Annotated in this window: 19 protein-coding genes and 1 tRNA gene; 10 read left to right on the forward strand and 10 right to left on the reverse strand. The window is 45.4% G+C overall.

Going from position 1 to position 20,322, the window contains the following annotated elements:
* On the reverse strand, nt 1-138 hold a 138-nt coding region (locus tag CLV59_RS29540), incomplete at its 3' end, for a transposase (protein WP_394336940.1).
* A gap of 179 nt (nt 139-317) precedes the next feature.
* On the opposite strand from CLV59_RS29540, the gene CLV59_RS28360 reads away from it, so the two are divergent.
* Entirely contained in the window at nt 318-1,460 is a 1,143-nt protein-coding gene (locus tag CLV59_RS28360; RefSeq protein WP_111595494.1) for a hypothetical protein, read from the forward strand.
* Nucleotides 1,461-1,887: 427 nt separating this feature from the next.
* Here the strand turns inward: CLV59_RS28360 and CLV59_RS28365 are convergent, their stop codons facing one another.
* From CLV59_RS28365 to CLV59_RS28380, 4 genes are all read right to left on the reverse strand, one after another.
* Nucleotides 1,888-2,130: a hypothetical protein gene (locus CLV59_RS28365; protein ID WP_111595495.1), complete on the reverse strand. Its 243-nt coding sequence runs from the start codon at nt 2,128-2,130 to the stop codon at nt 1,888-1,890.
* A gap of 379 nt (nt 2,131-2,509) precedes the next feature.
* Nucleotides 2,510-2,704 carry a hypothetical protein gene (locus CLV59_RS28370; RefSeq protein ID WP_111595496.1) on the reverse strand — a complete coding sequence of 65 codons (195 nt, stop codon included), beginning with the start codon at nt 2,702-2,704 and terminating at the stop codon, nt 2,510-2,512.
* A gap of 56 nt (nt 2,705-2,760) precedes the next feature.
* Nucleotides 2,761-3,561 carry a 4-hydroxy-tetrahydrodipicolinate reductase gene (gene dapB, locus CLV59_RS28375; protein ID WP_111595497.1) on the reverse strand — a complete coding sequence of 267 codons (801 nt, stop codon included), beginning with the start codon at nt 3,559-3,561 and terminating at the stop codon, nt 2,761-2,763.
* Nucleotides 3,562-3,584: 23 nt separating this feature from the next.
* Nucleotides 3,585-4,736: an Atu1372/SO_1960 family protein gene (locus tag CLV59_RS28380; protein ID WP_111595534.1), complete on the reverse strand. Its 1,152-nt coding sequence runs from the start codon at nt 4,734-4,736 to the stop codon at nt 3,585-3,587.
* A gap of 62 nt (nt 4,737-4,798) precedes the next feature.
* On the opposite strand from CLV59_RS28380, the gene CLV59_RS28385 reads away from it, so the two are divergent.
* Nucleotides 4,799-5,599 carry an AraC family transcriptional regulator gene (locus CLV59_RS28385; RefSeq protein ID WP_111595498.1) on the forward strand — a complete coding sequence of 267 codons (801 nt, stop codon included), beginning with the start codon at nt 4,799-4,801 and terminating at the stop codon, nt 5,597-5,599.
* 196 nt (nt 5,600-5,795) lie between these two features.
* On the opposite strand, the gene CLV59_RS28390 is transcribed toward CLV59_RS28385, so the two are convergent.
* Nucleotides 5,796-5,879: transfer RNA gene (locus tag CLV59_RS28390), tRNA-Leu, on the reverse strand.
* 139 nt (nt 5,880-6,018) lie between these two features.
* Between CLV59_RS28390 and CLV59_RS28395 the strand changes: the two genes are divergently transcribed.
* From CLV59_RS28395 to CLV59_RS28405, 3 genes are all read left to right on the forward strand, one after another.
* A complete protein-coding gene (locus tag CLV59_RS28395; protein WP_111595499.1) occupies nt 6,019-6,573 on the forward strand; it encodes a TetR/AcrR family transcriptional regulator in 555 nt (184 codons plus the stop codon).
* A gap of 10 nt (nt 6,574-6,583) precedes the next feature.
* On the forward strand, nt 6,584-7,825 hold the full coding sequence (gene fabF, locus CLV59_RS28400; protein WP_111595500.1) for a beta-ketoacyl-ACP synthase II: 1,242 nt from the start codon (nt 6,584-6,586) through the stop codon (nt 7,823-7,825).
* A 134-nt stretch (nt 7,826-7,959) separates the two neighbouring features.
* Nucleotides 7,960-10,326 (forward strand): ABC transporter permease, encoded by a 2,367-nt coding sequence (locus CLV59_RS28405; protein WP_111595501.1) that lies wholly within the window; start codon nt 7,960-7,962, stop codon nt 10,324-10,326.
* Between the two features lie 65 nt (nt 10,327-10,391).
* Here the strand turns inward: CLV59_RS28405 and CLV59_RS28410 are convergent, their stop codons facing one another.
* Together CLV59_RS28410 and CLV59_RS28415 are read right to left on the reverse strand one after the other, a co-directional pair.
* On the reverse strand, nt 10,392-11,204 hold the full coding sequence (locus tag CLV59_RS28410; protein ID WP_111595502.1) for a 2,3,4,5-tetrahydropyridine-2,6-dicarboxylate N-succinyltransferase: 813 nt from the start codon (nt 11,202-11,204) through the stop codon (nt 10,392-10,394).
* Between the two features lie 42 nt (nt 11,205-11,246).
* Entirely contained in the window at nt 11,247-11,447 is a 201-nt protein-coding gene (locus CLV59_RS28415) for a hypothetical protein (protein WP_146616346.1), read from the reverse strand.
* Nucleotides 11,448-11,844: 397 nt separating this feature from the next.
* Between CLV59_RS28415 and CLV59_RS28420 the strand changes: the two genes are divergently transcribed.
* The 5 genes from CLV59_RS28420 to miaA all read left to right on the forward strand — a co-directional run bounded on the left by CLV59_RS28420 (nt 11,845) and on the right by miaA (nt 16,646).
* Nucleotides 11,845-12,978 carry a glycosyltransferase family 4 protein gene (locus CLV59_RS28420; RefSeq protein WP_111595504.1) on the forward strand — a complete coding sequence of 378 codons (1,134 nt, stop codon included), beginning with the start codon at nt 11,845-11,847 and terminating at the stop codon, nt 12,976-12,978.
* A gap of 8 nt (nt 12,979-12,986) precedes the next feature.
* The gene (locus CLV59_RS28425; protein WP_111595505.1) at nt 12,987-13,559 is read left to right on the forward strand and encodes an L-threonylcarbamoyladenylate synthase; all 573 of its coding nucleotides are present in this window, start codon (nt 12,987-12,989) and stop codon (nt 13,557-13,559) included.
* A gap of 69 nt (nt 13,560-13,628) precedes the next feature.
* The gene (locus tag CLV59_RS28430) at nt 13,629-15,065 is read left to right on the forward strand and encodes a CCA tRNA nucleotidyltransferase (RefSeq protein ID WP_245950976.1); all 1,437 of its coding nucleotides are present in this window, start codon (nt 13,629-13,631) and stop codon (nt 15,063-15,065) included.
* Nucleotides 15,066-15,169: 104 nt separating this feature from the next.
* On the forward strand, nt 15,170-15,745 hold the full coding sequence (locus tag CLV59_RS28435; RefSeq protein WP_111595507.1) for an IS1096 element passenger TnpR family protein: 576 nt from the start codon (nt 15,170-15,172) through the stop codon (nt 15,743-15,745).
* 1 nt (nt 15,746) lies between these two features.
* Nucleotides 15,747-16,646, forward strand: a complete 900-nt coding sequence (miaA, locus tag CLV59_RS28440; RefSeq protein WP_111595508.1) for a tRNA (adenosine(37)-N6)-dimethylallyltransferase MiaA — start codon at nt 15,747-15,749, stop codon at nt 16,644-16,646.
* Nucleotides 16,647-17,378: 732 nt separating this feature from the next.
* Here miaA and CLV59_RS28445 read toward each other — a convergent pair.
* Both CLV59_RS28445 and CLV59_RS28450 read right to left on the reverse strand, forming a co-directional pair.
* Complete coding sequence (locus tag CLV59_RS28445) at nt 17,379-18,941, reverse strand: OmpP1/FadL family transporter (protein ID WP_146616347.1); 1,563 nt, start codon at nt 18,939-18,941, stop codon at nt 17,379-17,381.
* 151 nt (nt 18,942-19,092) lie between these two features.
* A complete protein-coding gene (locus CLV59_RS28450) occupies nt 19,093-20,151 on the reverse strand; it encodes a hypothetical protein (RefSeq protein ID WP_146616348.1) in 1,059 nt (352 codons plus the stop codon).
* Between the last annotated feature and the right edge of the window lie 171 nt (nt 20,152-20,322).

Consider the following 20,322-nt stretch of genomic DNA (forward strand, 5'->3'; position numbering starts at 1 on the left):
ATAGTAATCCCACCATTTTAATAGTAATGGAGGGCTTATGTCCAGGTCATCCGATGTGGACATAATGCTCTGACCCTTTTCCACTAGTCTGATTGCTTTTACCTTAAAGGCAAAACTGTGTTTCTTTCTTGCACTCATAAAAATGCCCCCAAAAGTGTCTAAACTTTTGGGGGCATTTCAACAACAGCAGCCTCTTTTATTGAAACCTTGGAAACAGCATTAGAAAAAACCTTCCCTCCGGATCTTAAAAAGCAGCTCACAGCAATACTTATTCAACTATAGTTTTCCTCATTTTTTACTAAATAACCACTATCCAAATGATTAACACAGACGAAATGGATGTATACATCCGCACCTTTTTAGCGCGTGATCCTAATGGAACATTTGTACCTGTTTCAGAGTTTCCATCCAATACCCCATTCAATCTTTCGTGGGGTAGCAATGGCACCTACTATCAGGTTTATGAAAAAGCTAATCCTACACCTGTTTATGAAGGTAAGGATAGTACCTTTCTGATGAAGGGTATTGCTTCAGCTACCACCTTTACGCTCGTAGCGTATTTAGGGCAGTTGGTTGCATATAGCTCTCTGACCATTACTGTAAGTAACCCGGTGTTAAGTCCGGAGAGTATGGAAGTATATAATGATGCCAGGGTTAATGGTACACTCAGTGCCAGGCAAACGGTCAGCGATGCTGTACGCACTTCCTTTCTCACAGTGCAAGATCTCAGTACGTTGTCAAGAGTAAATGTAACTGACAGCCTCACGATGCCCGCCACTATTTTCGCTCCTAATAGCAGCATTACCGGTAATGTTGGTATCAATGGTAAGTTATTTTGCCAGGACTCCTTTAATACAAGTAATGCGGATGCCTATATGTTTGGCCGAGGAAGTCGTGCAAATATCAATGAAACTTCTCCTGCCGGTATTATCAATATAGCCCCTGCCGATGGCTTTCTGCTGGCTACTGTACCACCTCCGGCTTATATTGGCTCAGGAGCTACATTTGGTCCTGTATACGATAATGCCAGTATCGGCATTTGGTTTGAAGGAGCCACCTGTTGGTATGTCGCAACCGGCGCCTATGTAAAAACTGCTAAAGGCAATGGCATGGATGGAGGGCAATGGATGTGTACCCCGATCTGTATCCCCCTTAAAAGAGGTACCCGTTGGATGTATAAGTTAAACAATGATAACCTGAATAAGCAGAAAATACCCGGACTCCTTACCTGGGTGCCCATAGGACTTTCTGATACCATCATTAATACTGCCAATGGTGCCAACACTTCCGAAGACTTAATGATTCCTGATTTCCCAGAGACTGCCGCTCCATCCAGCAATATGCAACAAAATAAAAAGAATAAAGCTGTTGCATTTTTGAATTCGTTGGAAAAAGTAATAGGTAAAAATATTGCCGTAGAAGATAAACATATATTGTCAGAACAATTAATGGAGATATAAGAGATATATGGGAGGGGAGGTTATACGTATAAACGTTATGATTAAAATTGACGACTTGCCCCCAATCTTTCTACTTGATCCCTGATATCCTTTACAGTAAAGGATTTGGAAATACTTGAAAAAAGGAAAGGTCGGAGATATCTCCGACCTTTCCACTTTCGTGCCCGGAACTGGAAGATAAACGAACCAGTTCCTAGTGGTAGTAAAAAGTTTATACAGCCTACAGGTTTTAAATTTAGGGATTGCAAGAAATTTCGGGACATGTTTTGCAGGGGCAACCTTAGAGAAAAACTTAGATTACATGAAGGCAATTCAGCTTAAATAAGGTTTTTCAGAGGGGTCAAATTTTAGAGAAATAAAGTAATAGAAGTTTTGATATTTTGCCAGCATCCTTATTGTAAGATACTGGCAAAATGCCAGAAAGTAATTATTCACCTGCAGCTGCTGGTGAGAGGCTTACCTCATTATCCTCATTAAGACCTTTAATCTTAGCCAAGATATGTTTAGGTGATTTTTCACCAAATCTGACAATTACCTCAAGTGGTATTTCTACTATATTATTACCATCATCCACAACTACAAAAAGTTCCCATTCTGTCTGCTGTAACTCTTCATAACTAATACCTAAAGAGTTAGCCAGTTTTTGGTCTTGTTCTTTTGTTCTTGCCATAATAAGTGGTTTTTAGGGGTGTTTTAAAGATTACTAATTTAAGGAATTATTTGTGGTAAAAAGAATTTTTTGGTAGGATTGCTAATTAAAAAATGTAGAACAAAATTTGACAATCAGAATTGGCAGATGTGGTTTTGCTTGTACGGGAAGAATCAAATATTTTTAAATAATCTTGTTGTGGAATGTGGCAGCATGGGGAGGCTCCATACATCTCACTGCTGTGTAAGCCGGCCTTCAGGTGAATCTGGGAGCAAGCACCTTTTTCAGAAATATGAAAATGCAGCCGCGGTCTGTCTTTTTGATAAAAACGATTATCGAACCATTGAGGTTAACCATTAACTAGAGCTGATCACCTTACCAGTAAAGGATTTGGAAGTACTTAAAAAGTAAAAGGTCGGAATTGATTCCGACCTTTTACTTTCGTGCCCAGAACTGGAATCTCAACCAGCTGGTTATCTCCGGAATTGGTTTTTCCTGTCAGTTTGCTGACCAGGATAGGGCAACCTGCAAATACAGTCAAAGGAATGGATGTCAGTAAACTTCCTTGCAGGCTATTCAGATGCAGGGTTGTCATTATCTCGCCCAATATCGGGCTAACCGATGTTATGGGCGAACGAAGATTATTACGTATTAAAATTCCATTACGGTATCTAATCCTCTTTTCAATCCTTTGAACGTACCTACTTTTTCGATGGCGAGTAAAGCACCTTTTACATAAGGTTCAGCACTCGTACCTGCATCGTGCCTTATTGTAAGCTTTTCGTCCGGCAGGCCGAAAATTGTTTCAACAGAAATTACGTGACCAGGAAGTCTTAATGAATGTACCTGCACACCGTTGATGCTAGCACCTCTTGTTGCTTTGTTCCCAACGGTATTATCAATTGGTACTTTTATTTCGGGTTTCTGCACCTGCGATAAACGGTAGGCTAGTTCCGCGACCGTTCCGCTTGGTGCATCTATTTTGCTATCGCTTGCAAAATCTATGATTTCGTAATGAGGAATGTACTTTGCAGCGATTTCGGCAAACTTTTGTAGCAGCACTACTGTAATGGCAAAATTTCCCGCTGCCAGTACCGATGTATCGTTATCGTTAGCCGCCTGGTTAATTTCGGTATAATCTTCGTCCGTCAGGCCGGAGGTTCCTACAACAACCCGTTTCCCTTTTTTCAGAACCGAGAGAATATTGGTCTTGGCAATATCGGGTTTGGTGAATTCGACCAGCACATCAAAATCCACTTGCTCCAGTGCTTCTTCGATGGTTTCAAACACTGGGATTTCCTTACTTTCCAGATGGAGGATTTCGGCTAGGTTTCCACCCTTTTGAGAGCGAGATAACCCGCCAACCAATTCCATTCCCGCTTGGTGGTAAACACCTTTGCTCAATTCTGAACCTGCCCAACCGGTAGCCCCGGCTATAAATACTTTTATCATTGGTTCTAAATTTTATTTGTTCATTATTCTACTTCAAAAATTGCCTGAATGGAAACCGACGAACCCACAGGTAATGAATTAGCTCCGCTCGTATTCCGAGTATGTTTGCCTTTTTCTCCGAATACTTCTACCGTAAGGTCAGAGGCGGTATTCATCAGATCTGCGTGTTTGGTAAAGGTGTCTGTCGTATTGAATGTACCCACAAGCTGCACACATTGTTTTACCCGGTTCAGATCTCCGCCTACGGCTTCTTTCAAGATAGACAGCACGTTCAGCATTGTTAGCCGTGTGGATTCCTTTACCTGCTCTTCGTTTACATCAACACCCAATTTGCCAGGATTTACAATCTTACCGTCTTTCAACGCCACCTGGTTTATGTACACCAAATTGCCCGAACGCTTATACAACTGATAATTGCCTACTGGCTTTGGCAAGGATGGTAATATGATGTTCTTTTGCTTTAATACCTCGTTAATATCTGCCGCTTTTTCATTGATGGATACGTTATGCAGTGCGCTTGCTGATTGACTGCCCTTTAATGCCAATGAAACCTTTGCAAAATTCTTGCCTTGCAATGCTACAAGATAACGTTCGCTTTGGCTTGGTCTTTCTACTGTTTTTAGTGAAGTGAGGCTTGTGGTTCCCAATACTGTATTGCCTTGCGGAATCGTTTTGTCGATATTTTCATATCCCCGAATACCATTGGAAACGATAACCATACCGTGTACAGCAAGACTGTTCCAGAACGATTGCATCGCCAGTTCTCTTCCGGCTCCGCTTCCTGACGACATAAAAACAGTTGCAGGTTTCCCCTCTAAAGCGTGGTTTGACCACAAATCAACCGTCTTTGCAAGAAACTCGCTCATTCCTGTACTGATGTTTCCAAAATATACAGGTGAGCCAAAGGCAATGCCATCATAGGTTGCAAGTTCATTTATAGAAGCAACAGGAATATCTTTTAATTTGGGATTTTGCGAGGCTTTGACTTGTTTGATAATGGCCTTTGCATTGCCCTCGCTTTCTATGCCTCTTGCCAGTTCCTCTGCCATTTCGTAAGTGCCACCGTTATCCGAATGGATAAGAACCAAAATGCTTGCTTTATTTTCCTGTGCCATAGCTATATTAATCATTAATATTGATAGCACGCCTATCAAAAGGAAACGTAATTTTTTCATATCTAACTGTATCTGCATGCAAAATTACTTATGACGTTTTTATTAACTTTGCCAAAAATGATATGCAGAACGCCAAGCTGAAGTGTGGACTTACTGAAAAAAACGCCGGCCAATATACAGATGATATACCGAGCGATGCCTATATCTGGTTTGAAGAGAACTGGCAGCACGACGACTATGAACACAGCCACCAACGTTGCCAGTTAACTTATGTGGAAACAGGCTATCAATATTTTCACATTGATAAAAACATCTATCTCGTGCCTCAAAATCACGTTATTTGGATACCTTCAGACGTAAGACACCGGGCAACATCAGCCGCTAAAACTGTTAACCTAAGAGTGGTACTGTTTAAGACCGTTCCTGCCCAGGGGTTTTATCAGAATATACACGTTTTTTCTGCTCCTGCTGTATTAAAGGAAATGTTATTGTATGCTTCCAAGTGGAATAAGCTGCTTACAGAAGACGAAGAAAAGTCTGTTTTTCTGAACGCTATGCTCAGCAGCCTGCCATACTTCTGCGATGAAAGCGGTTCTTTGCAAATCCCTGTTCCCACCGATATTCGGTTGATACCCGTTTGTAATCATATCAATAAGAATTACCAGTATAATTTTGATACTGAAGAGCTTGCGGATATGGCAAAAATGTCTGTTCGCAGCTTACAGCGCATTTTTAAGCAGGAAACCAACATAACACTCCAAAAATATATGCAGCTCATCCGAATTTTAAAAAGCATAGAACTTATTGATAAAAAACAATATACCCTAAGCCAGATTGCGCATATGGTGGGCTACAAAAGCCTTTCTGCTTTCACATCATCGTATTATGCACTAATGCAAACAAAGCCCAAATCCAAAAAGTGATGATGTCCCACTCCCGATAATCAGAAATCCTCTTTCAACCCGTCTTTGAGTTTTCGGTGCTGAATGCACAGGTCGGCATACATTATTTAGCATTATAGAACCAACAGCAGTGGGAGAAAGCGGAGAAATGTAGATAGGAACGGAATTGAGATAAAAAAGAAAAGGTTGTAAGTTCAATACTTACAACCTTTTCTAGTGCCCAGAACTGGATTCGAACCAGCACACCCTTGCGAGCGCTGCGACCTGAACACAGTGCGTCTACCAATTTCGCCATCTGGGCAACTGATTTTTGTGTTTCAGGGCTGCAAAGATAGGAATACATTTTATTCTACCAAATATTTTTTAAAAAAGACCACAATGAGTTTAATTTGCTTACTTACTAGTAAGTAAGTATTTTTGTGGCGTGAGTATTAAATATTATGTCTGAAACAAAAGAAAAAATGGTCTCCCTCGCAGACCAACTAATTCGTGTACGCGGCTTCAACGCCTTCTCCTATAAGGATATCGCAGAACCGTTCGACATGAAAAATGCAGCCGTTCACTACCATTTCCCCGCTAAGGCAGATCTGGGTATCGGCGTAATCCAACACGAAAGAAACAAATTCGCCACCAATATCGCCAAATGGAAAAAACTCCCTGAACAAGAACAACTCCAACATCTCATTGAGGTCTTCCGCAAACATTGCCATGCCGGAAACATCTGCCTGATGGGATCTCTGTCGACCGACTACAATACCCTGGCGCCTGAAATGCAACTGGAAGTACAGGGAATGGCGGAAGACATCCTCCATTGGCTCTCGCATACCCTCGAAAATGGACGCAAACACAAACAACTCCATTTCCACGGAGAAGCGATAGACCGCGCGCTAATGATAATGACGAATCTCCAAGCTTCCCTGCTCATGTCGCGTGTGCTCGGACCCGAAATATTTACCCGGATTAGTCGCCAGCTACTGGATGACTTAATCCCCTAAAACCATTACTATGAAAAGAGTTGTAGTTACCGGACTAGGTGCTGTTACGCCGCTCGGAAATGATGTAAACACTTTCTGGAACCAGCTGATCGCCGGCGCCAGCGGCGCTGCTACCATCACCCGCTTCGATCCCTCTAAATTCAGAACCAGGTTCGCCTGTGAACTGAAAAACTATGATCCTTCCCTTACCCTCGATAAAGCGGAACTGCGTAAAACAGATCCCTTCACCCAATACGCCCTCTCTGCAGCCGCAGAAGCGGTCGCCGATGCAGGTATCGATTTCTCTGCCATGAATCCTTTTGATACCGGCGTTATCTGGGGCAGTGGCCAGGGTGGTATGCAAACCTTCGAAGAACAGGTAACGGAATATGTGCAAGGCGGCATGACGCCAAGGTTCAGCCCTTACTTTGTACCGCGACTCATAGCAAACATGGCTTCAGGTATGATCTCTATGAAGTATGGCCTGATGGGTATTAACTATACCACGGTATCTGCCTGCGCTACCTCCAACACCGCTATCATGGATGCGCTGAATTATATCCGCCTCGGCAAAGCAAAAGTGATGATTACCGGCGGCTCCGAAGCTCCCATCACGCCCGCTTCTGTAGGCGGCTTCTGCGCCATGAAAGCCATGTCCACCAGAAATGATGATCCTACCGCAGCATCCAGACCCTTCGATACCGAAAGAGACGGATTCGTAATGGGAGAAGGCGGCGCCGCCCTCATCCTGGAAGAATACGAACATGCAAAAGCCCGCGGCGCTAAAATCTATGCAGAAGTAGCCGGTGCTGCCATGACAGCAGATGCCTACCACATGACTGCCACCCACCCGGAAGGACTCGGCGCCTTCCAGGCCATGAAATTCGCCCTGGAAGATGCTGGCCTCAATACTACAGACGTAGATTATCTCAATGCACATGCTACCAGTACTCCTGTAGGTGATCTGAGCGAAATAAAAGCGATTACACGCCTTTTCGGCAATGATCCGGATCATCTGTTCATAAGCGCTACGAAATCCATGACAGGGCATTTATTGGGCGCTGCAGGGGCAATTGAAGCCATTGCCGCTATCTTGAGTATCGATAAACATATAATTCCTCCAACCATCAATACCACGAACCTCGATCCGGAAATACCTTCCAACCTCCGGATAGTCCTGGGTAACGCGGTGGAGAAAGACGTCAAAGTGGCGCTCAGCAACACGTTTGGCTTCGGCGGACACAATGGAATTGTTGTCTTCCGAAAAATATAATTTTAATGTCCGCATCCGGACATACTCTGACCCTTAGCGAACACTTATCTGCCAGTATCTTTCCATAATACGCTGATAGATAAGTGTTCGCATTTCTGGTATTCTTGTTGGCGACATACCCTAAATACTCCTTTATGTTGGTAAACTATCTGAAAGTTGCATGGCGTCACTTGCTGCAAAATAAGGTCCTTTCGTTTATTAATATCTTCGGCCTCGCCACTGGTATGACTTTCGCCCTGCTCGTTTATATGTGGGTACACTATGAACGGAGCTTTGATACATTCCATCAACATAAGGACCGTATCGCCATGATCATGAGAAATGTGCAGTTCAACGGCGTAAAAACTACTTTTCAGGCCACACCGTTGCCACTATACCAGGAGCTGAAAAACAGCTTTCCCGAAGTGGAATATACAGCCCGCACGTTCTACTCAGCAGATCATAGCCTGCTCGTAAATAATAACAAATTCCGTAAAAATGCGATGTTCGCAGATGCGGATTTTCTCCGCATGTTTTCCTTTCCACTCCTGAGTGGCGATATCTCCTCCGCACTGAAAGATCAGAATAATATCATCCTTTCTGCTGCTACTGCGAAAGCGCTGTTCGGCTCCCTGGACGTCATCGGCAAAACATTGCGACTGGATAATACCTACGATATGGTGATTACAGGTGTCGCGAAAGATGTTCCTGAAAATTCATCTATTAACTTCGACTTCCTCGTCAACTTTGATTTCTTTGCTGCGCAACAACATTTTAATGAGCGGGGATTATCATGGGGAGACAACGTTCTGCTAAGTCTGGTCCAGTTACGTGAAGGTACGTCTATGGCAACTTTCACAGAGAAAATAGAAAGACTTCTGGCGCAGAAAGTGCCTGAAACCAAAGACCAGTTCTTCACCGTTCAACCACTCCCTCGCTGGCATCTGTACAGCGATTATGCCAATTGGAAAAATATAGGCGGACGCATTACCTACGTGCGATTATTCCTGTTAGTAGGCATCTTCGTACTGCTGGTGGCCTGTATGAATTTCATGAATCTCACCACTGCAAGATCCGAGAAACGAAGCCGCGAAGTAGGCGTGCGGAAATCTGCCGGATCTACCCGCAAACAGCTCTGGGTACAGTTTATGGTGGAATCGCTGTTAACGTCTGTACTGGCCTTCCTCACGTCTGTTCTGCTATTGATACTGATTTATCCTTTTATCCGCGACCTTGGTTTTGAACACATACACCTGGATGCTTTTAATGTGCAGTTACTGGCAGTAATGCTGCTGATATGCATCGCCACCGGTTTTATTTCCGGCCTTTATCCAGCATTGTATTTGTCGGCCTTCAAACCCATTGCGGTATTGAAAGGCTCCTGGCGCGCTCCAGGCGGCGCTACCTGGTTCCGCCGCGTGTTGGTGGTTACGCAGTTTTCCATTTCCTGTATATTGATTATCTGCACCGTGATCATCTTTCAACAAGTAAAATATGGTCAGCAGCGGAATCCGGGATATAATGCCATGAACCTGATCAACGTACAGGCCAGCGATGATTTGAGAAAGAATTATGATGCGCTGAAGAATGAATTAATGGAGACGAATGTCCTGGAATCAGTGGCGCGCTCATCGCAACCAATGACAACACTGTACAACAGTTGGAGCGATTTCACCTGGCAAGGAAAGGACCCCGCCGCAAATATCGCGCTGGACGTCATCATGACAGATTTTGATTTCGAGAAAACAGTAGGACTCCAATTTACGGATGGTCATGCCTTCCGAAGAAATTACAGCACCGATTCAAGTGGTGTGATCATCAATGAAGCGGCAGCAAAAATACTCGGGTTTAAAAATCCACTGGGACAAACTATCGCAGAAGGCAATCGCCGCTGGACCATCATCGGTATCGTAAAAGATGTACTTCTCACCGATCCTTTCAAACCCATATCACCATTGGTTTTCCTCTTCAATACAGACCATCCGAACGCTGTGCTCTTGCGTTTAAAACCAAATGTAAATACAGCGGTAGCGCTGAATACGTTGAAACCAATTTTCGAAAAATATGATCCTGCCGTACCTTTTGCTTACACTTTCACTGATCAGGATTTTGCCAAGAAGTTCGCCACAGAAAAGCAAGCAGGTAAACTGGCCATCATATTTTCGGTTTTAGCCATATTGATTTCCTGTCTGGGTTTATTCGGACTAGCCATGTATGTGGCAGAAAGAAGAACGAGGGAAATAGGTATTCGCAAAGCCCTGGGAGCTTCTGTTATGAATCTCTGGATGCTATTGTCAAAGGAATTTATCTGGATGGTATTACTGGCTTGCACCATCGCATCGCCTATTGCCAGTTGGATGATGAACAACTGGTTGAAAAAATATGAATTTCATATCGCAATAAACCCTGTTGTATTGATAGGCACCGGATTGATAGCTTTACTGATTGCTATCGCGACTGTCAGTACACAATCCATCAAGGCTGCTCTCGCAAATCCGGTGAAGAATCTGAAGACAGACTGACACGTGTCTCCATAAAAAAATCCCTGTACAGCGAACTGTACAGGGATTTTATATCTTAAGTTGAATTATACTGCTACGTTAAATTCGCGCAGGGTATCATTCAGACTGGTTTTCAGGTCTGTGGAAGCTTTACGCTGACCAATGATCAGTGCGCAAGAAACCTGGTATTCGCCAGCAGGGAATTTCTTGGTATAAGTACCAGGAATAACCACGCTGCGAGCCGGTACGCGTCCTTTGTATTCAATTGGTTCAGGACCGCTTACATCGATGATTTTGGTAGACTGTGTCAGCACTACGTTTGCACCCAGTACCGCTTCTTTTTCCACAATCACACCTTCTACTACGATACAACGGGAACCTACAAAGCAACCATCTTCGATGATTACAGGACTAGCCTGCAGCGGCTCCAATACGCCACCGATACCAACGCCGCCACTCAGGTGAACGTTCTTACCGATCTGCGCGCAAGATCCAACAGTAGCCCAGGTATCCACCATAGTACCTTCGTCTACGAAAGCGCCGATGTTTACATAAGAAGGCATCAGGATACAACCTTTTGCAATATAGGCGCCGTAACGAGCAATTGCATGTGGAACAACTCTTACACCCAGATCCTTATAATTGGTCTTCAGCTTCATTTTATCGTAAAACTCGAACGGAGGCAGCTCCATGGTTTCCATTGGCTGAATGGAGAAATACATCAGGATAGCCTGTTTCACCCATTCGTTCACTTTCCAGCCGTTGGATGTAGGCTCTGCAACTCTCAGATGTCCTTTGTCAACCGCTTCAATCACCGCTTTGACTGCATCTGAATATACGGTTTCCTGTAACAGACTGCGATCCGCCCAGGCTGCCAGTATTTGTTGTTGTAAATCCATCGTCTATTTAAATTTTTTGCAAACATAATGCGAATTTTCGTCTCATGCAATTGTGCGGTGGAAAGGAGCGCCTGCGGCGCTGGATTTTTGCTCGCAGAGCAGCAATGCAGCAAAGCAGCAAAGGCTAATGTTATGTTGTTTGGACATTTCGGCCTGCAATGGCTGTTGTACAGCGCTGGATTTTTGCTCGCAGAGCAGCAATGCAGCAAAGCAGCAAAGGCTAATGTTATGTTGTTTGGACATTTCGGCCTGCAATGGCTGTAGTACGGCGCTGGATTTTTGCTCGCAGAGCAGCAATGCAGCAAAGGCTAATGTTATGTTGTTTGGTCATTTCGGCCTGCAATGGCTGTTGTACGGCGCTGGATTTTTGCTCGCAGAGCAACAGAGCAGCATTGCAGCAAAGACTTAGGTCATGTTTTTTGTCATTTCGGTATGCACTGACTGTTGTACAGAACATTTTTTTAAGATCGGATTCGATAAATTCTTTGCTGCTTTGCTGCCTTGCTGCTCTGCGAGCAAAACCATCCCCGCTACTCCGCTTGCAAAAAAATCGCACCAGCGAGCTTGCGAGCAAAAACACTATTTCACTGCGTCCTTTGCCCCATTGCGTCCTTTGCGAGCAAAATATTAATTTGCGCCCATGAAAATCGGATTTGACGCTAAACGCGCCTTTCAAAACAACACCGGCCTGGGAAATTACAGCCGTAGCCTGATAGATTCCCTGGTTCTGGGCTATCCTGAAAACGATTATTACCTTTTCGCGCCCCGGGAAACAACCATGTATTCATGGAAGAATCATCCCGATTTACACCTCGTCACTCCGGAAAAAGCGATCCATCGCTGGTTTAAATCGGCCTGGCGGAGCCGGTTTGTAGTAGATGAGCTGGCCCAGACCGGCATTGATATCTACCATGGCCTGAGTCATGAAATACCATTCGGGATACATACATCTGGTGTGAAATCGGTTGTTACGATGCATGACCTGATTTTTGAAAGGTATCCGAGCCAATATAATCCGATTGATGTCGTGACTTATCGCCGGAAGGCCCGCTACGCCTGCCAGTATGCGGATAGGGTAGTGGCTATCAGCGAACAAACCAAGGAGGATCTCATTACTTACTATAAAACGCCGGCGGAGAAAATTGATGTGGTCTACCAGAGTTGTGATCCGGCTTTCGCGCAAATCCATGGCCCTGAAGAGATCCAGGCCCTGCGTACCCGTTATCAGTTGCCAGAGAAGTATTTCCTGTATGTAGGTTCTTTAATCGAAAGGAAAAATCTGCTGGGTATTGTAACGGCCATGCATACACTCCGTGGAGCTGACAGGCTGCCGCTGGTCGTGTTGGGCAGTGGGTCGGCCTATAAGAAGAAGGTACAATCCTGGCTGGCAGCCAATAATATGACTGATCAGGTAATTTTTCTCAATGAAAAAGCCCGATTGGCAAATGCTGAATTACCTTTGCTATATCAGGGGGCGGTGGCTTTAGTGTATCCTTCTCTCTTTGAAGGCTTTGGGATTCCTATCCTGGAAGCGTTATGGAGCGGTACGCCAGTCATTACGTCCACAGGATCTTGTTTTGGGGAGACAGCCGGTCCGGCGGCCCTCTACGTGGACCCCTTAGATACGGCCAGTATCGCGGGAGCCATGAAGCAAATACAACACCAGCCAGCATTGGCAGAAGAATTACGTCAAAAAGGATGGCAGCATGCACAGCGATTTACCGCTGAAAAATGTGCAGCAGCCATGATGAACGTCTATTATAAACTGAAATAACCAGGTGAATGGAGATTTTTGAAGATGATATCAGCGCCGCATTGCCGGTACTACGCAATGGAGGACTAATCCTATACCCTACAGACACCATCTGGGGCATCGGCTGCGATGCCACAGACGAAGCCGCTGTGAAAAAGGTTTTCCAACTCAAACAAAGAGAGGAGAGTAAAAGTCTCGTAGTACTCCTGGCTGATATCCGGGATCTGCTGCATTATGTAGCCAATCCCCGTCCTGATATGGCCGAAATCATCGGCGGCTTTACAAAACCCACCACAGTGATCTATGAAGGCGCATTGGGCCTGGCTTCCAACGTGATCAATGCAGATGGCACCATTGCCATAAGGATCGTACAAGACCAGTTTTGCCGGCATCTCATTAAAAGATTAAGAAAACCGCTGGTCTCCACATCTGCTAATCTCAGCGGTGATCCATCTCCTGCCACCTTTTCCCAGGTAAACCCGGAAATTGTGAATGGAGTAGATTATGTGGTAAAGTACCGCCAGCAGGAGGATGCAACGCATACTGCCAGCCGGATTATCCGCATCCACCAGGATGGTAGTATAACCGTAATTCGCGACTAAAGGCGTTATTTCTTACATTTGCGCCCTGGTTTTAGCGAAAGGAACTACATTTAACCGGATTATAACTATATGATTAGCAACAAGCCAATGGATATTCCCTGCTCTTTGCAGGAAAGGAAAATACTGGAAAAGATAGCGCTGGCAGCTAAGGATCTGCGTCTGCCCGCCTATCTCATAGGAGGCTTTGTGCGCGATAAAATCCTTGGAAGAAGAACAAAAGATATGGATATCGTGTGCGTGGGAGATGGTATTGCCCTGGCACACAAAGTAGCTGAATCGCTGGGCGATAAGGTGCCTGTCAGCTTCTTTAAAACATATGGCACCGCACAGGTGAAATGGAATGAACTGGAAATCGAATTCGTCGGCGCCCGCAAAGAAAGCTACCGCCAGGAATCCCGTAATCCGGAAGTAACGGAAGGTACCCTCCAGGATGATCAGAACCGCCGCGATTTTACTATCAACGCTATGGCTATCAGTCTCCGTGAAGAAGATTACGGCTCGCTGCTGGACCCCTTCAACGGCATGGAAGACCTCGAGGCCAAAATTATCCGTACGCCGCTGGAACCTTCCCAAACCTTCAGCGACGACCCCCTGCGCATGATGCGAGCCATCCGCTTCGCCTCCCAGCTGCAGTTTACCATCGTCCCTGAAGCATTTGCCGCTATCCAGGAGAATGCGGAACGAATCCGCATTATCTCCCAGGAAAGAATCACGGATGAATTCAATAAGATAATGCTTTCCCCCAAACCTTCCGTAGGACTGGATTTGCTGTATAAATCCGGACTGATGAAAATTATCCTCCCACAAATGGTAGATTTGGTGGGCGTAGAAATGCAAGAAGGGAAAGGACATAAAGATAATTTCTATCACACCCTGCAAGTGGTAGACAATATCGCTCAAAATACACGCGACCTCTGGTTGCGCTGGGCGGCATTGCTGCACGATATTGCGAAACCTGCCACCAAGAAGTTCGAACCAGGCCATGGATGGACTTTCCACGGCCACGATGCGCTGGGTGGTAAAATGGTTACGCGTATCTTCAGCAAATTTAAATTGCCAATGGGAGATAAAATGCGACTGGTGAAAAAACTCGTAGAGCTCCACCTGCGCCCGATTTCATTGACAAAAGAGAATATCACGGACTCGGCTATTCGTAGATTGCTGTTTGATGCCGGAGATGATATCGATGGACTGATGCTGCTATGCGAAGCAGATATTACCTCCAAGAATAGAGTGAAAGTGAAGCGCTACCTCGAGAATTTTGAACTGGTACGCGCCCGCATGAAGGAAGTAGAAGAATCCGATCGTATCCGCAACTGGCAACCTCCGGTAACCGGCGAAATGATTATGGAGATCTTCGGACTCTCGCCAGGCCGTGTGGTAGGAGAGCTGAAAACGGCTATCAGAGAGGCTATCCTGGATGGAGAAATCCCGAATACTTATGATGCAGCGTATGCGTTTATGTTGGAAAAAGCAAAATCTTTCAACTTAACCCCTGTAAAATAAAATTGGTATTTTTACATTACATAGCTATTGCGTAATGAGTAACAACATTACGCGACATTGAGCGTTAAACCTTTATATATTTATCTAACTTATAACTTATTGTCATGCCGGTTTTGAAATTCAGAGTTTACTGGGAAGAAGATGAAAGCGTTTACAGAGATATTGCTATCAAGCCTACTCAAACGTTTTTACAATTTCATCAGGCAATCCTGCAAGCATTCGAATTCGACTCCAAACATAAAGCGACTTTTTTCCGCAGTAATGACAACTGGCAGCGCGGAAGGGAGATTATCCTGGAAATGGATAAAACCCCCCGTAAGGCAGAACCATTGCTTATGTCTGAAACCCCGATAGGCGCCGCAGTAAAGGACCCTAACCAGAAATTTATTTATGTGTATGATTTTGCCAAAAACTGGAGCTTTTTGGTGGAATTAATCGGTGTTTCCAAAGAGGAGAATATAAAAATCACTTATCCTACCTGCGTTCGCAAGGAAGGTCTGGCCCCTAGTCAATATGGTACCAAAGGCCTCGTAGGGGATAAGCTGGTAGAAATGGAAGAAAAATACGACCTCAATAAAGAAGGAATGGATGAAGAAGGATTTGGTGAGGAAGGTGAAGAAGACTCCATGGGCGGCGACCAGGCAGAAGAGATGGGAGCAGAGGACGATTTGATGTTCTAATATGCAAAAAACAGTCATTGTAATTGCCGGACCCACCGCATCAGGAAAAACGGCCATGGCTATACGCTTAGCCAAACTGTTCAATACCTCGGTGATATCGGCAGATTCCAGGCAATGTTATAAAGAAATTAGTATAGGCACTGCGAAGCCATCTCAGGAAGAGCTGGCGGCAGTGCCTCACTATTTTATTGATTCCCACAGTATCCGGGAAGAAGTCAACGCAGGCATGTATGAAAAACTGGCCCTTCAATACTGCCAGGAAATCTTCAAGTCCAGCGATGTGGCCATTATGTGCGGTGGCACCGGCTTATACATCCGGGCCTTCGCAGAAGGAATAGATGATATGCCGGAAATACCGGCAGCTGTCAGACAAGCCATCATGGCTCAGTATGAAGCGCAGGGACTTTCCTGGCTCCAGGAGGAAATTCAACGCAGAGATCCTGATTTTTATGCCATTGCAGAAGTGCAAAATCCTGCCCGTTTGCTTCGTGCCTTAGAGGTATTAGAAGCAACCGGAAAATCTATCAGCACTTTCCGTACAGCCATTAAACGACAACGCGATTTTCGCATCATCAAAATAGCTATTACTTTGCCCAAGGAACTGCTCCATGAGAATATCAACAAGCGGGTGGATCTGATGGCGACTGCCGGATTGGTGGAAGAAGTGAAATCGGTATTGCCTTATCGTAATCATAATGCCCTGCGTACAGTAGGTTACACAGAAATCTTTGACTACCTGGATGGCAAGCTGTCATTGGAACAGGCTTTAGAAGATATTAAAGTACATACCCGGCAATATGCCAAACGTCAGCTGACCTGGTTTCGTAAAGACAAAGAATACACCTGGTTTGATTCCAGAGAAGGAGATGAGTTAGAAAACTGGGTAACAGGACAGCTTTAGCTTTCACGAAAACGTCTTAAGGCGGCGCGAGCACCCACGAGGTATGGTCTACCACATTGGTAATTCCTTGTCGGCTTGCTCTCACTGCGCGTTATCACCCCTCAAAGAACGGTCTACCACATTGGTAATTCCTTGTCGGCTTGCTCTCACCGCGCGTTATCACCCCTCAAAGAACGGTCTACCACATTGGCAATTCCTTGTCGGCTTGCTCTCACCGCGCGTTATCACCCCCAGAGAACGGTCTACTGTATTCTCAATTCCTTGTTGGCTTGCTCTCACCGCGCGTTATCACCCCTCAAAGAACGGTCTACCACATTTGCAATTCCTGTCGGCTTGCTCTCACTGCGCGTTATCACCCCCAAAGACTGGTCTACCACATACGCAATTCCTTGTCGGCTTGCTCTCACCGCGCGTTATCACCCCCAAAGACTGGTCTATCACATTTGCAATTCCTTGTCGGCTTGCTCTCACCGCATGTTATCACCCCCAAAGTACGGTCTACCACATACGCAATTTCTTGTCGGCATGCTCTCACCGCGTGTTATCACCCCCAAAGGACGGTCTACGACATACGCAATTTCTTGTCGGCTTGCTCTCACTGCGTGTTATCGCCCTAAAGAATGTTCAATCGCATTCAAATTTTATTGGCGGCGCGAGCCCACCGCGCGTGAGCGCCCACAAAAAAAGGGATGCCGAAGGCATCCCTTTTTTTGTTAGACATCCGCTAAAATCTTAGAATTTAAACCCTACAGTCGCCATGATATTACTTCTCTTGAAGTCCACCATTGCAGCAGGAGGATAATAATCCGCAATATCAGTAGTATACAGCTGATAGAAATCTTTACCCTGCGTATAGCTATAAGTCAGATCTACATAGATCCCTTTAGTCCGTACGCCTAGTCCACCACTATATGTTTTGCGGGAAGCATCCACGCTCATGTTGTAACTGTCGTTGGAGTAAGGATTGCCAAACTGTGCAAAACCGCCGCGTACAGCGAAGATGCGGGCAAATTTCACTTCCGCGCCTACTTTGAAGTTGGAAGCGCTTCTGTAGAGGAAGCCGATGGCATCATTTACAGAACGTGCGCCTGCTTTATCATCAGCGAAGTTGTATTTGGATTTGCTATGGTTGACATACTCATAGTCGGCCGCCAGGAAACCGGTTACGGCATCCGGATCTTTCAGATTTCCGAAGAAATAAGAAGCACCACCACTGAGTCGGAGCGGAGCTGTCAGATCGTAGCTATAATCTTTCAGGAGACTATAATCGCCGGCGGTATTGTATTTCTTTCCGCCCCAGCCTTCCGTATCAGAGCCCAGGTCGCCACCTTGTGTGATGTTCATGCTGTATTTGGTAGGAGTGCGGAAGTTCGCGCCGATGCGGAATCTGTCTGTGATTTTGTAGAGGATACCGATATTGGCAGCAATACCGAGTCCGGATATTTTAGTATACTGGTTGTAATCGAAATATTTGAAGTTGTTATTCGGATTACCGGTATTATCATCTTCCGAAACGGAGAGTGTTTCCTGGTAGTTTACGCTTGGAACCACTAAACCTGCACCGATGTATAGTCTGTCGCCGTAATTGGCGCCGAATGCGAAGGTATAGTCATTCACGCCACCTTTTGTATCCAGTGATGCGCGTTGATAGATAGAGGCGAGACCGCCGGTCTGGCGAACCGGAGAGGCTTCTGAAAGCAGGTCGGTTTCACCTTTACTGTTGATGTAAGGATGAATCAGACCTTGTTTAAAGGCTAAGCCTGCGCCGGTAGGCGTATAAGAAGGGTCCATCGGGTTGAAGCCTGCGGCCCAGAGTTGATCTATCCAGTATTCCGTATAGGAAGTAGAGCTAGTCACTCCGCCGATGTTGATTCTGTTATTGAAATTCGCCTGGCGGTTGCTACCGATAGCGAAAGAGAAGTTATTCCAGCTATTAGGCCCGGATGCTCTGTTGGAGGCAAATACGAGGCCGAGGTTGGGCACCTGGAAATTGGTGCGGCTACCTTTCATATCTAATGGATCTGCACTGGGCAGATAGGAAGTGGTATTTTTGGAGATGCCAACGCCACCGGAGATGAGAAACTCGCCGGTTTTAAAAATGCCGATACCGGCCGGGTTGGAAAATGCGGATGAAAAGTCGCCTCCTAATCCTACAGATACGCCTCCTAATGCTTGCGTTCTGGCTGTTCCACTTGGCTGCTGATTGGAAATCATCAGTGCGTCTGTGGGAGACTGCGCCATAGCGGAAACAGTTAATAACAACCCTCCCAGAAGAGGATAGATGCTCTTGATCATAAATTAATACTTAAAATAGAAATGCAGGTACTTTCTCTTTGCTTAACCTAACGGGTCATGTTGGCTAAAAACGTTCTTCAACGTGCAATTCGTATGTGGGTAGAAAAGATAAGCGTAGTTTTTGAGGCTACGCTTATCACAATATGTTTTATTAACGACCACCTCTGGATGGACGGCTGCCGCCTCCACCACCGCCGCCGCCTACTCGGCCACCGCCGCCACCGCCACCGCCACCGCCGCTTGGAGCGCTGTAGCTAGGCTGAGAATAACTAGGTTGACTCTGAGGTCTGCTGTATTCCACGCGGGAAGGACGGGAAGATCCGTTATTGTTGCTAGGTTGGTAAACTGGTCTTTCACTTGGAGACTGCTGGAATACCCTGCGAGGTCTTTCTGTGGAAGCCGGAGTCGTATATCCGCCGCCGTTATTATTGGAAGGCTGATAGTTCACTCTGCTCGGACGACCATAACCAGTGTTGTTACCAATTGGCTGATAACCGCCTCTGTCCGGACGTGGCATAGAACCGCCGGCCATATTACCACTGCGTGCAGGACGATTATAATTGTTGTTTACCCTGTTGTATATAGGCGCGTAGGTAGAACGGCTGTAGTAACCGCCATAACCGCCGTGGCCATAGTAACCGCCCGCATAGTATGGGTAGTAGTATGGATTGTATGCATAGTAAGGATAACCCCAACCGCCACCATAGTAGCCATAGCTCCATGGACTGTAAAATCCACCGTATCCCCAACCGAGGCCAAGACCAAAGGAAGAACCCCAGTAAGGACTGTAGCCATATCCAAAGCTGGAATAAGGATAACCCATTCCATAGCCCATGCCGTAACCCATACCATAGCTCATACCATAGTTGAAGCCACTGGCAGACATGCCATCATAATAACCGTCCATGTAACTGCCTCTGTAACCACTGCCACCGCTTCCGAAGCGATCCAGGCGACGTTCGTAGTCACCCTGCTCATCACTGTAAGTTACATAAGAACCATCACCATCGTCTGCTGCAGGTACTGTACTATAGGTATTATCATCCTGGCGGGAATTGCCATTGGAATAATTACCGGCATAGGCAGGGTTCTGTTGCTGACGGGGAGAATAGTATACATCATCAGGCGTGGACATAGACCTATACGTGCTGGAACAAGCCCCGAGAGCTAATGTTCCTGCCAAAATGAAAAAATATGATATAGGTTTCATTTGAAATATATTTTATGCGTGATCTGTACTGTAAATCTACTTTATTTAAACGGATTTTAGCTGAACAAAGTTACAATATACAACCCCTTCTATATTATTTTGTTGCAACTATTTGCTGCTTTATGATTTTCATGTAGGTTTGTAGCATTTTCTTTTTGAATATTAGTCAAA

It is taken from the genome of Chitinophaga dinghuensis (assembly GCF_003259435.1).
Lineage (GTDB): Bacteria > Bacteroidota > Bacteroidia > Chitinophagales > Chitinophagaceae > Chitinophaga > Chitinophaga dinghuensis.

Coding starts and splice junctions, on each gene's coding strand:
- CLV59_RS28360 (WP_111595494.1), top strand. CDS start 318: ATGATTAACACAGACGAAATGGATGTATACATCCGCACCTTTTTAGCG.
- CLV59_RS28365 (WP_111595495.1), bottom strand. CDS start 2,130: ATGGCAAGAACAAAAGAACAAGACCAAAAACTGGCTAACTCTTTAGGT.
- CLV59_RS28370 (WP_111595496.1), bottom strand. CDS start 2,704: ATGACAACCCTGCATCTGAATAGCCTGCAAGGAAGTTTACTGACATCC.
- dapB (WP_111595497.1), bottom strand. CDS start 3,561: ATGATAAAAGTATTTATAGCCGGGGCTACCGGTTGGGCAGGTTCAGAA.
- CLV59_RS28380 (WP_111595534.1), bottom strand. CDS start 4,736: ATGAAAAAATTACGTTTCCTTTTGATAGGCGTGCTATCAATATTAATG.
- CLV59_RS28385 (WP_111595498.1), top strand. CDS start 4,799: ATGCAGAACGCCAAGCTGAAGTGTGGACTTACTGAAAAAAACGCCGGC.
- CLV59_RS28395 (WP_111595499.1), top strand. CDS start 6,019: ATGTCTGAAACAAAAGAAAAAATGGTCTCCCTCGCAGACCAACTAATT.
- fabF (WP_111595500.1), top strand. CDS start 6,584: ATGAAAAGAGTTGTAGTTACCGGACTAGGTGCTGTTACGCCGCTCGGA.
- CLV59_RS28405 (WP_111595501.1), top strand. CDS start 7,960: ATGTTGGTAAACTATCTGAAAGTTGCATGGCGTCACTTGCTGCAAAAT.
- CLV59_RS28410 (WP_111595502.1), bottom strand. CDS start 11,204: ATGGATTTACAACAACAAATACTGGCAGCCTGGGCGGATCGCAGTCTG.
- CLV59_RS28415 (WP_146616346.1), bottom strand. CDS start 11,447: ATGTCCAAACAACATAACATTAGCCTTTGCTGCTTTGCTGCATTGCTG.
- CLV59_RS28420 (WP_111595504.1), top strand. CDS start 11,845: ATGAAAATCGGATTTGACGCTAAACGCGCCTTTCAAAACAACACCGGC.
- CLV59_RS28425 (WP_111595505.1), top strand. CDS start 12,987: ATGGAGATTTTTGAAGATGATATCAGCGCCGCATTGCCGGTACTACGC.
- CLV59_RS28430 (WP_245950976.1), top strand. CDS start 13,629: ATGATTAGCAACAAGCCAATGGATATTCCCTGCTCTTTGCAGGAAAGG.
- CLV59_RS28435 (WP_111595507.1), top strand. CDS start 15,170: ATGCCGGTTTTGAAATTCAGAGTTTACTGGGAAGAAGATGAAAGCGTT.
- miaA (WP_111595508.1), top strand. CDS start 15,747: ATGCAAAAAACAGTCATTGTAATTGCCGGACCCACCGCATCAGGAAAA.
- CLV59_RS28445 (WP_146616347.1), bottom strand. CDS start 18,941: ATGATCAAGAGCATCTATCCTCTTCTGGGAGGGTTGTTATTAACTGTT.
- CLV59_RS28450 (WP_146616348.1), bottom strand. CDS start 20,151: ATGAAACCTATATCATATTTTTTCATTTTGGCAGGAACATTAGCTCTC.